At 70.0% G+C, this 9,696-nt stretch carries 13 protein-coding genes; 2 read left to right on the top strand and 11 right to left on the bottom strand.

Annotated elements, in window-relative coordinates; translation table 11 throughout:
* Positions 1-37: 37 nt before the first annotated feature.
* The 11 genes from IQ216_RS07745 to IQ216_RS07695 form a co-directional block, all read right to left on the bottom strand.
* Positions 38-1,786 (bottom strand): ABC transporter ATP-binding protein, encoded by a 1,749-nt coding sequence (locus IQ216_RS07745; RefSeq protein ID WP_193815024.1) that lies wholly within the window; start codon positions 1,784-1,786, stop codon positions 38-40.
* The gene (gene lpxB / locus IQ216_RS07740; RefSeq protein ID WP_193815023.1) at positions 1,783-2,919 is read right to left on the bottom strand and encodes a lipid-A-disaccharide synthase; all 1,137 of its coding nucleotides are present in this window, start codon (positions 2,917-2,919) and stop codon (positions 1,783-1,785) included. The genes IQ216_RS07745 and lpxB overlap by 4 nt, the downstream gene beginning before the upstream one ends.
* Positions 2,910-4,001 carry a tetraacyldisaccharide 4'-kinase gene (lpxK, locus tag IQ216_RS07735; protein ID WP_193815022.1) on the bottom strand — a complete coding sequence of 364 codons (1,092 nt, stop codon included), beginning with the start codon at positions 3,999-4,001 and terminating at the stop codon, positions 2,910-2,912. The genes lpxB and lpxK overlap by 10 nt, the downstream gene beginning before the upstream one ends.
* Positions 4,001-5,341 (bottom strand): glycosyltransferase N-terminal domain-containing protein, encoded by a 1,341-nt coding sequence (locus IQ216_RS07730; protein WP_193815021.1) that lies wholly within the window; start codon positions 5,339-5,341, stop codon positions 4,001-4,003. The genes lpxK and IQ216_RS07730 overlap by 1 nt, the downstream gene beginning before the upstream one ends.
* Positions 5,331-6,002, bottom strand: a complete 672-nt coding sequence (locus tag IQ216_RS07725; protein ID WP_193815020.1) for a lysophospholipid acyltransferase family protein — start codon at positions 6,000-6,002, stop codon at positions 5,331-5,333. The genes IQ216_RS07730 and IQ216_RS07725 overlap by 11 nt, the downstream gene beginning before the upstream one ends.
* A 134-nt stretch (positions 6,003-6,136) precedes the next feature.
* Complete coding sequence (locus IQ216_RS07720; RefSeq protein ID WP_186697417.1) at positions 6,137-6,337, bottom strand: photosystem II reaction center protein J; 201 nt, start codon at positions 6,335-6,337, stop codon at positions 6,137-6,139.
* 15 nt (positions 6,338-6,352) lie between these two features.
* A complete protein-coding gene (locus IQ216_RS07715) occupies positions 6,353-6,472 on the bottom strand; it encodes a photosystem II reaction center protein L (protein ID WP_186697418.1) in 120 nt (39 codons plus the stop codon).
* Between the two features lie 11 nt (positions 6,473-6,483).
* The gene (psbF, locus tag IQ216_RS07710; RefSeq protein ID WP_006909199.1) at positions 6,484-6,621 is read right to left on the bottom strand and encodes a cytochrome b559 subunit beta; all 138 of its coding nucleotides are present in this window, start codon (positions 6,619-6,621) and stop codon (positions 6,484-6,486) included.
* 6 nt (positions 6,622-6,627) lie between these two features.
* A complete protein-coding gene (psbE, locus tag IQ216_RS07705) occupies positions 6,628-6,876 on the bottom strand; it encodes a cytochrome b559 subunit alpha (RefSeq protein ID WP_186697419.1) in 249 nt (82 codons plus the stop codon).
* A gap of 120 nt (positions 6,877-6,996) precedes the next feature.
* The gene (locus IQ216_RS07700; RefSeq protein WP_228007272.1) at positions 6,997-8,025 is read right to left on the bottom strand and encodes a photosynthesis system II assembly factor Ycf48; all 1,029 of its coding nucleotides are present in this window, start codon (positions 8,023-8,025) and stop codon (positions 6,997-6,999) included.
* A gap of 11 nt (positions 8,026-8,036) precedes the next feature.
* Positions 8,037-8,477 carry a rubredoxin gene (locus IQ216_RS07695; protein ID WP_370566662.1) on the bottom strand — a complete coding sequence of 147 codons (441 nt, stop codon included), beginning with the start codon at positions 8,475-8,477 and terminating at the stop codon, positions 8,037-8,039.
* A gap of 103 nt (positions 8,478-8,580) precedes the next feature.
* Here IQ216_RS07695 and ndhC point away from each other — a divergent pair, with 103 nt between their 5' ends.
* Together ndhC and nuoB are read left to right on the top strand one after the other, a co-directional pair.
* A complete protein-coding gene (gene ndhC, locus IQ216_RS07690) occupies positions 8,581-8,943 on the top strand; it encodes a photosynthetic/respiratory NAD(P)H-quinone oxidoreductase subunit C (protein ID WP_186697425.1) in 363 nt (120 codons plus the stop codon).
* Positions 8,944-8,951: 8 nt separating this feature from the next.
* Positions 8,952-9,696: NADH-quinone oxidoreductase subunit NuoB (gene nuoB, locus IQ216_RS07685; protein WP_193815017.1), on the top strand; the 745-nt coding region annotated here is incomplete at its 3' end.

The raw sequence follows: 9,696 nt of genomic DNA, 5'->3' as shown, positions 1-9,696 counted from the left end.
GCGCCGGAGGGGGCCGGGGAACGGCTGGGGGCGATGGTCATCGGGACGACACCACGGAAGGGTTTGCGAATTGTGTCGAAAATAAGGCGGCATACCGGCCGCCGCGAGCCATCAGCTCCCGGTGGGTGCCGGATTCCACCATCGCGCCGGCCTCGATCACGCAGATCCGGTCGGCGTTCACCACCGTGGAGAGCCGGTGGGCCACCACCAGGGTGGTGCGGTTGCTCATCAGGCGATCCAGGGCCTCCTGCACCACCTGCTCCGAGGCGGAATCCAGGGCGGAGGTGGCCTCGTCGAGCAACAGGATCGGGGCGTTCTTGATCAGGGCGCGGGCGATGGCGATGCGCTGCCGCTGGCCGCCTGAGAGCAGGGTGCCGTTCTCGCCGATCAGGGTGTCATAGCCCTGGGGCAGCTGGGCGATGAAGCCATGGGCGTTGGCGGCCCGGGCCGCGGCCTCGACGGCCGCGCGGGAGGCGGCGGCATGGCCATAGGCGATGTTGTTTGCCACCGTGTCGTTGAACAGGAAGGTGTTCTGATCCACCACCGAGATCAGACTCCGCAACGAGGCCAGGGAGAGCTCGCGGATGTCGATGCCGTCAATGCTGATCCGGCCGGCGTCCGGGTCGTAGAAGCGGCAGAAGAGGTCGATGATCGTGCTCTTGCCGCCGCCGCTGGGGCCCACCAGGGCCACGGTGCTGCCCACGGGGATCCTCAGCTCCAACTGGCGGATCACGGGGTCGGTGCCGTAGCCGAAGCTCAGGGCCTCGGCCCGCAGCTCCCGGGCCACCCCCTGCAACTGCCGCGGCACCGGAGCCTCCACCGGATCCACTGGGGTGTCGAGGATGGCGAAGAGATCCTGGGCCGCCGACACCCCCTGCTGCAGCACCGCATTGGCCCGCGCCAGCCCCTTGAACGGCGCGTAGCAGAGGTAGAGGGAGGTGAGAAAGGCGAAGAAGCTGCCGGTGGTGCGGCTGCCACTGATCACCGCCTCGCCGCCGTACACCAGCACCGCGCTGAACCCCACCGCCCCCAGCAGCTCCATCAGGGGCTGGTTGGCGAGCTTGGCCCTGGTGGTGCGCAGGGCCGCCTTGAGCACGGCGGTGTTCTCCTCGTGGAAGCGTTTCAGCTCATAGGCCTCCATGCCGAAGACCTTCACCACCCGGGAGCCCACCAGCGACTCCTGCAGGTAGCTGGCCAGCCGCGCCAGGCTTGACTGGCCGCGGCTGGAGTGGCGCCGCACCTTCTTCGAGGAGCGCAGCACCGGCAGGATCGCCACTGGAAAGAGAATGAAGGCGATCAGGGCCAGCAGCCAGTCCTGGTAGAAGGCAACCAGCACCAGGGCCAGCAGGGTGAGCGCATCTTTGAAGATCGAGGAGAAGCCGTCCACGATGCCGGTCTTGACCAGCGTCACATCACTGAGCAGACGCGAGATCAGGGTGCTGGAGGGATGGCGGTCGATGTACGACTGCGGCAGCACCATCACCTTGGCGGCCAGATCGGAGCGCAGATCCGCCGTGATCGACTGGCTCACCGTCTCGGTGAGGTAGGCCCCCAGGTACTGGCAGACGGCCCGCAGCACGATCACCCCCAGGATCACGGCCGGAGCGCTGTAGAGCCGGCCCCGATCACTGCTGGGCAGCACGTCGTCGAAGAGGTGGCGGATCACCAGCGGCACGAAGCCCGTGGAGGCCCCATAGCCGAGGTTGAACAGCAGGGCCAGCAGAAAGGTGGGCCACAGATAGGGCTTCCCGTAGGCCAGGAAGCGCCGGTACACAGGCCTGCTCATCGCACAAGATCCACCAGTTCGTCGGCCGCCCGGGCCGAGGCGCCCGGCGGCCCCATCTTGCTGCGGAGCTCCTCCACGGCCTGGCGCAACCCGGCGGGATCGGCCAGCAGCTGGCGCAGCTCCCGCACCAGGTTGGCCGGCGTCACGGCCCGCTGCACCAGCTCCGGGAAGGCGACCCGGCCCAGAATCACATTCGGCAGACCGATCACCCGATGGCGGGTGGCCAGCCTGGCCAACAGATAGGTGAGCCGCGAGAAGCGGTAGACGATCACGTGGGGACAACCCAGCAGGGCGGCCTGCAGGGTGGCGGTGCCGGAGCTGACCAGGGCGCCATCGGCGGCGTGCAGCAGGTTGTTGGTGTCCTCGCCGGAGCAGCAGCGGGGCAGGGGGGTCTCCCCGGCCACCTGCTCGAGAAAGGTCTGGTCCACCGTGGGGGCCCGCAGCAGGCCCACCTGCCAGCCCTCCCGGCGGAACACGGCGGCGGCGGCGAGCAGGGCCGGCAGCAGCAGCCGGATCTCGGCGCGGCGGCTGCCCGGCAACAGCAGCAACAGCCGCTGATCGGGCTGGAAGCCATGGCGCCGCAGGGTGACCTCCCGGCTGGAGGTCACCGCCAGCCCATCCATCAGGGGATGGCCCACGTAGCGGGCGAAGGCCCGGCCGTGGGCATTGAACAGCGGCGCCTCGAAGGGAAAGATCACCGCCAGACGATCGATGTAGCCGGCCATCCGGCGCGCCCGCCCCTGGCCCCAGGCCCACACCTGCGGAGCGATGTAGAAGAACACCGGGATGCCGCGCCGGTGGGCCTCCTGGGCCACCAGAAGATTGAAACCTGGGTAGTCGATCAGGGCCACGGCCGCCGGGCGGTGGCGGTCCATCTGGCGCTTGAGCAGCCGCATCACCCGGTAATGGCGGCCGAGGCTGCCCAGGATCTCCACCACCCCGGCAGCGGAGAGATGGCGCACATCGGCCAGCTGCAGCAGGCCGGCGGCCCGCATCCGCTCGCCCCCCACGCCCAGGAGTTCGGCCTCGGGCAGGCGAGAGCGCAGCTGCTGCAGCAGGGCGCCGCCGTGCAGGTCGCCCGAGGCCTCACCCGCCACCACCAGCAGCCGCAATGGGGCCGGGCTCAGCTCCATGCCAGCCGCAACCGCTCCTGCACCAGGTCGGCCAGGGCCTTGAGCGCCTCAGGATCCAGCACCAGGGGCACGGCCGCCACCACACTGCGGGAATGGGGGGGCAGGCGATGCCAGTCCTTCACGGTGGTCACCAGCGTGGCTCCTCCCCGGGCCTGGGCCATGGCCAGCAGCCGCTCCAGATCGGCCTGAGCATAGGGGTGGTGGTCGGGGAAGGCCTGGCTCCCCACCAGCTGCAGCCCCGCCTGGCGCAGCGCCGCAAAGAACTTGCCGGGCAAGCCGATGCCGCAGAAGGCCAGCAGCGGCCGTCCCCGCAGGCTGGGGGCCGGCTGCAGGCTGGCAGGCACCCGCAACCAGGGTTTGGCGGCGGGCCAGCCCAACTGCTCTGGGGCAAGACGGTCCCCCAGATCAGGCAGGTCCACGCTGGGGTCGCCGCCGGCCATGGGAGCAGCACCGCTGCCGGTGAGCACCAGCAGGTCGGCGCGCCCCAGCTGGGAGGCCGGCTCGCGCAGGGGTCCAGCGGGGAAGAGCAGCCCATTGCCGAGGCCATGGCGCTCATCGAGCACGGTCACGTCGCAGTCGCGGGCCAGGGACCAGTGCTGCAGGCCGTCATCCAGCAGCAGCAGCTCGGCCCCCTCGGCCACCGCCTGGCGGGCCGCGGAGCGGCGATCAGAACCCACCCACACCGGCACGCCTGGCAGGCTGCCCATCAGCTCGAGGGCCTCATCCCCCACCTGCCGCAGGGGGGCACGGCGCCCCGCCTCCGGCGCCAGCGGCTCCCGGCCGCGGCCGCCCTCCAGGCGGATCGGCGAGCGGCGACCGCTGCCGTAGCCGCGGGTGAGCACGGCAAGGCGCACCCCCCGCCTGCCCAGCTCCCGGGCCAGGCCGATCACCAGGGGGGTCTTGCCGGTGCCGCCCAGCGTGATGTTGCCGATCGACACCACCGGCACCGCTGGGCGCAGGGGTCGCACCCAACCCCGGTGCAGCCCGCTGGCGAGGGCATAGAGCACGGCCAGGGGCCGCAGCAGCCGTGCCCTCAGGGAGGGACCGCGCTGGTAGAGGAACGCAGGCGGCCGGATCAGCATCAGCGCGCCTCCCGGGCCAGGTGGGCGTCGGCCGGCCCGGCGTCGTTGAGATCGGCAGTGCCCAGCTCAGCGATCAGGCGCTTGGCGATGCGGCGCGAGGGACCCTCCAGACGCAAGGGGGGTGGCGCCGGCGCCCCCCGGCTCAGCAGCTCCACCACCCGAGCCCAGAGCAGCTCGTCGGTGGGGCAGGCATGGAGCCAACCGGCGGCCTGCAGCTCCTCGCTGAGGCCAGCGAAGTTGGCCATGTCCGGCCCACACACCACGGGTTTGCCGGCGCGGATGGCCTCCAGGGGATTGTGGCCCCCTATCCGGTGTCCCCCCGCAGCCAGGCTGCCGCCCATCACCACCAGATCCGACGCCGCAATCCAGCTGCCCATCGCTCCCAGGACATCCACCACCAGCACGTCGAGATCAGCATGGTCAGCCGGGCCCCTGGCGGCCAGCTCCCTCCAGAGAATGGCCACAAGGCCCTGCCGCCGGGCCAGCTCGAGCACGGCGGCAGCCCGCGGCGGGTGCCGCGGCACCAGCACCAGGGTGAGCGGGCCCAGCTGCTGCTGCAGCCGCTGGCGGGCCTGGAGCAGCAGCTCCTCCTCCCCGGCATGGCTGCTGGCCAGGAGCAGCAACGGCCCCCGGCGCCGCAGCGGTTGCAGCCGGGCCAGGATCGCCTCGTCCGCGGCGAGGGGATCGGCGTCCCGCTTGGTGGAGCCCACCACCTCCACCTGGGTGGCGCCCAGCCGACGCAGGCGGGCGGCATCGGGCTCCGACTGGGCCCAGCAGAGACGGGCACGGCCATAGAGCCAGGCGGCGTAGGCCGGCAGGCGGCGGTGGCGGCGGTAGGAGCGCTCGCTCATGCGGGCATTGACCAGGTGCAGCCGCGGCATGGCCAGCACCAGCTCCGGCCACAGCTCAGCCTCCGCCAGCAACCCCAGCTGGGGCCGCCAGTGGCGGCGGAACAGGACCAGGGCCAGCCAGTGGTCCACCGGCGCCAGCTGATGGATCACCCCCTCCGGCAGCAGCCGCTGGGCCAGCTGGGCGGAGCTGCGGCTCACTGAGGTGACCAGCAGCGCCGGTGGCTCCAGGCCCGATTCGGCAGCGGCTGCGCCCAGCTCCCGCAGCAGGGGCAACAGTGCCGTGAGCTCGCCGACGCTGGCGCCGTGCATCCAGATCAGGGGGCCGGGGGGGCGCTGATGGCCCGCCCAGCCCAGCCGCTCCGGCAACCGGCGCAACTCCTCCTTGCCCTGCAACAGCCGCAGCAGCAGCAGCAGCAGGATCCCGGGGGTGAGCAGGGTCTGCAGCAGGCGCAGGCCCAGCACCGGCGGTGTCACCGGCTCAGAGGGCACGGGAGGCCTGCTCCGAAGCGGCTTCCAGGGCCGCCTCCAGCTGTTCGGCCTGCAGGGCGAGGGCCTCGGCATCCTCCACCGGCGGCAACCACAGGGGCGCCCCCAGGCTGAGCACGGCCGAGCAGAAGGGGAAGGGCAGCAGGGTGCGGTCCCAGGAGCGCAACCGGCACCCCCGGCGCACGGCCAGGCCCACCGGCACCACGGCACACCCCGACTGCTGGGCCAGGTGCACGACACCGGGCTTGACGCGCCGGGCAGGGCCCCTGGGGCCGTCCGGGGTGATGCAGATGGAGCGTCCCCGGCGCAGCAGCTGAAGCAGTTGCAGATAGGCCCGCACACCCCCCCGGGTGGAGGAGCCGGCCACCAGCTCAACGCCGCGCATGCGGGCCGCCACCCCCACGATCTGGGCATCGCGATGGGCGCTGAGCAGCACCGCCACCGGGCGTCCACTGCTGATGCGCAGCATCGGCATGAAGAACACATGGCCATGCCAGAGCGCATAGATCACCGGCCGCCCCTGCGCGCCGATCAAACGGGCACTGAGCTGGTCGCGGCGCACCACGACGCGGGAGGTGAGCAGGATCAGCTGGCCGTAGGCGTTGAGCAGAGCACCCGCAAACCAGGCCAGGGCCCCGTGATTCAGGAGGGTGCGCTTCTTCACCGGAGAGCGGGAAACGGGCCGGAGGTCGAGGCTTCAGCCAAACCGTCTCCCACAGGAAACCCCGGTGGCAGCCTGGCTGTCCACCGGGGAGAGGCATTGCTGGGGATGGCTTGGGCTGGGATTCGGGCCAGGATTCAGGCAGAGCCGACGCCGGTGTAGGAGCCGTAGAAGAATAGGCCCACCACGAAGATCACAGCCATGCCACCGGCGGTGGCCACCAGCCACAGGGGCAGAACGCCTGCTGTCCAGCGGGAGCGCCAGGCCACAGCCGGACGGCCGTCAGGCAGGCGATCCGGGATCCGGCCATCTGGGATGTTGGATTTCTTGCCGCTCATGGGGTGCCCTCCGGATCAGTTGAAGAAGTAGCTGGTGAACAGCACACCGGTGACGAAGACCAGCAGCAGCCCCAGGTAGAGGCTGGTGCGGTTGAGCTCAACCGGCAGGTTGTTGGGGTTCGGGTTGCGTTGCATGGCAGGAGACCTCAGCGACGGATGAACTGCATGGCCGCCAAGGCCCCCAGAAAGAACACCGTGGGAATACCCAGGGCGTGAACGGAGAGCCAGCGCACCGTGAAGATCGGATAGTTGCGCGGCGTGGTCGAGACGGGAGACTGGGTCATGGGGATTTATGGCAGACGCAGGTCAAGCTGGCTCTTGCCCTCATAGCGCTGGCTCACAACGGGAGCCTTGCTCTCCTGGGCCTGGAAATAGGCGTCGGGGCGAGGCGTGCCGAAGGCGTCATAGGCCAGGCCGGTGGACACGAACAGGAAGCCAGCAAGGAAGATCGCTGGCAAGGTGACCGCATGGATCACCCAGTAGCGAATGCTGGTGATGATTTCGAAGAACGGGCGTTCCCCTGTAGAGCCGGCAGCCATAGCGACAAGCGTTCAGCTCGGCGATCCTAGGGGGAGGGTCTGGCCCTGCGGGAGCGGCCGTCCCCCTTGGTTACAGAAGTTGGCGAGCCTGAGAAACGCCGCTGGATCGCGGGCCGTCCCTCAGCCCACCCAGCGCAGCAGCGAGCCGCGCTCGCCCAGCACGAAGCCCTTGCTGCCGTCGCGGCTGAACACGATGCGGGTGAAGTTGGAGGGCTCCTGGGCCCCCACCGGGTCCTGCTGCCAGCTGCGGCCGTCGTCGCTGCTCACCAGCAGGGTGCCGCTGCCGCCGCCGGCCCAGATCCCACCACGGGGATCCCAGGCCATGTCGAGGTAGCCGTAGCCATTGGTGATCGGGATCACCGGCTTGCTCCACTGCTCGGGCTCGGCGGGATCGCTGCCGAAGCGGATCTGGGCACCGCGGGCCAGCATCCAGAGCGTGCCGTCAGGGCGGAAGCCGATGGTCTGCAGGCGCTGGCTGCTCACCCGCTGGTGCACCTGCCACACCTCCTGGCCGGGATTCCAGGTGGAGAAGAAATTGCCCAGGCTGCTGACGCTCACGTAGCGGCCATCGGGGCTGCGGCGCAGCTCGCGCACGGCGCCGGCCGCATCCCCCACCCGGGCCTGCCAGCTGGCACCGCCATCGCTGGTGTCGTAGATGGCTCCCACGCTGGTGGCCAGTTCGGCCGTGTCCCGGCCGAGGGCCGTAACCAGGTAGGGCTGGCCGGGCAGCTTGGTGTCGAGGAACAGGCGGCTCCAGTTGCGGCCGGCATCGGAGCTGTGCAGCAGCAGGCCGGGCTGACCCACGATCCAGCCCTCGTCACCGCGGAAGTCGATGCTGATCAGGCGGAAGTTCTCCTCCTCGGGCAGATCGAGGGCCCGCTCCTCCCAGCTGGCACCGCCGTCGCTGGTTTCCAGGATCAGCCGGTTGCTGCCCACCAGGAAGCCGTGGTCGGCGTCGGAGAAGGCCACGGCCAGCGGGTTGGCCGTGGTGTTGAGGGGTACGGACTCCCAGGGACTGTCGACCGTGCGGGCCAGGCTGGTGGTGACGCAGCCACCCAGCCCCAGGCTGATCCCCAGCACCAGCAGCAGGGAGCACAGCGAGGAGAGCAGGCGGGGGCGGAGCGGGGAGCTGGAGGAGGAGCGATTCATCGGCGCGGGCATCAACGCAGGGAATAGAGGGAGAGGAAAAAGGCGAAGGCCAGGGCGAATCCCCCGAAGATCAGCACATTCTTCTGCCCCGGGGTGAGCCGATTGACCCCGAGGCCGAAGTTGAGGTTTTCCTCAAAGCCGCTGGGCTTGCTGCGCGGGCCGATGTCCATGAAGGCCCCCACCTTGCTGCGGCACACCGGGCAGCGAAAGGAAACGGGGTCGAGATCGGAAAACGGCGTCCCCGGGGCAATCGCCAGTTTCCTGACGCCCTCGGCCGGGTCATAGACGAAGCCGCAGCTGCGGCACTCGAAGCGGTGGCTGTCGGGATCGTCGACGGGCTCGCCGGGAACCGAGTCCGGTGGAGCCGGAACCGCCTGCGGAGCAGAAGCGGCCGGCTCAGCCGGCTGCTGGGCAGGGATCTCCTGCCCCTGCGGAGTGATCTCTTCGGTCACCGGAGTCGGGCTGGGGGACCTGACTCTAGGAACCATGCTGCAAGCGAGGCCGTGGCTTTCCGGTTGCAGATGCCAGACTGCGCGCCACGTTGGGCTCGCCCCCATGTTCGTGCTCTCCGGCTACGACGCCTTCCTCGGCTTTCTGCTGATTTCGGCTGCCGTTCCCGTGCTCGCCCTCGTCGCCAACAAGCTGCTGTCGCCCACCAGTCGCGGCGGCGAGCGGGAGATCACCTACGAATCCGGGATGGAGCCCATTGGCGGAGCCTGGATTCAGTTCAACATCCGCTATTACATGTTTGCGCTGGTCTTCGTGATCTTCGACGTGGAGACCGTGTTTCTGTATCCCTGGGCGGTGGCCTTCCACCGGCTGGGGCTCCTGGCCTTCATTGAAGCCCTGGTGTTCATTGCCATCCTTGTGGTGGCCCTGGCCTATGCCTGGCGCAAAGGCGCCCTCGAGTGGAGCTGACGGAACCCATGACCCTCACCCCCCAGACCAGCCCCAGCATCGATGCGCTGCGGGACGTGCGTGCCGCCAGTTGCGGCCCCGTCGGCAGCCCGGCTGTCACCTCCGATCTGTCGGAGAACGTGATTCTCACGACCCTCGATGACCTGCACAACTGGGCCCGGCTCAGCAGCCTGTGGCCCCTGCTCTACGGCACGGCCTGCTGCTTCATCGAGTTCGCGGCCCTGATCGGCTCCCGCTTCGACTTCGACCGCTTCGGTCTGGTGCCCCGCTCCAGCCCGCGCCAGGCCGACCTGCTGATCGTGGCCGGCACGGTGACCATGAAGATGGGCCCGGCCCTGGTGCGCCTCTATGAGCAGATGCCTGAGCCGAAGTACGTGATCGCCATGGGCGCCTGCACGATCACCGGCGGCATGTTCTCCGCCGACTCCACCACCGCGGTGCGGGGCGTTGACAAGCTGATTCCCGTGGACCTCTACCTGCCCGGTTGCCCGCCGCGGCCCGAGGCCATCTTCGATGCGGTGATCAAGCTGCGCAAGAAGGTGGGCAATGAGGCGCTGGCTGAGCGCGGCAGCCTGCGGCCCACCCACCGCTACTGCACCGTGGCCCACCAGATGACGCCCGTCGAGCCGATCGTCACCGGCGCCTATCTCGAGGCCGAAACCCAGCGCCGGGCCCTGGCCGCCGCAGCCGGCCTGCCGCTCGGCAGCCTCGAAGCCGAGGCAGCCAGCACGGAGCCCGTGCCCGCTGCTGAGA

This window comes from Cyanobium sp. LEGE 06143 (assembly GCF_015207535.1).
In the GTDB taxonomy this organism is placed as follows: Bacteria; Cyanobacteriota; Cyanobacteriia; order PCC-6307; family Cyanobiaceae; genus NIES-981.
The sequence above is the reverse complement of the archived record's forward strand: the minus strand, read 5'-3'. Positions and strand labels throughout refer to the sequence as shown.

Coding starts and splice junctions, on each gene's coding strand:
- IQ216_RS07715 (WP_186697418.1), bottom strand. CDS start 6,472: ATGCAACGCAACCCGAACCCCAACAACCTGCCGGTTGAGCTCAACCGC.
- IQ216_RS07745 (WP_193815024.1), bottom strand. CDS start 1,786: ATGAGCAGGCCTGTGTACCGGCGCTTCCTGGCCTACGGGAAGCCCTAT.
- IQ216_RS07700 (WP_228007272.1), bottom strand. CDS start 8,025: ATGAATCGCTCCTCCTCCAGCTCCCCGCTCCGCCCCCGCCTGCTCTCC.
- psbF (WP_006909199.1), bottom strand. CDS start 6,621: ATGACCCAGTCTCCCGTCTCGACCACGCCGCGCAACTATCCGATCTTC.
- ndhC (WP_186697425.1), top strand. CDS start 8,581: ATGTTCGTGCTCTCCGGCTACGACGCCTTCCTCGGCTTTCTGCTGATT.
- lpxB (WP_193815023.1), bottom strand. CDS start 2,919: ATGGAGCTGAGCCCGGCCCCATTGCGGCTGCTGGTGGTGGCGGGTGAG.
- IQ216_RS07720 (WP_186697417.1), bottom strand. CDS start 6,337: ATGAGCGGCAAGAAATCCAACATCCCAGATGGCCGGATCCCGGATCGC.
- psbE (WP_186697419.1), bottom strand. CDS start 6,876: ATGGCTGCCGGCTCTACAGGGGAACGCCCGTTCTTCGAAATCATCACC.
- lpxK (WP_193815022.1), bottom strand. CDS start 4,001: ATGCTGATCCGGCCGCCTGCGTTCCTCTACCAGCGCGGTCCCTCCCTG.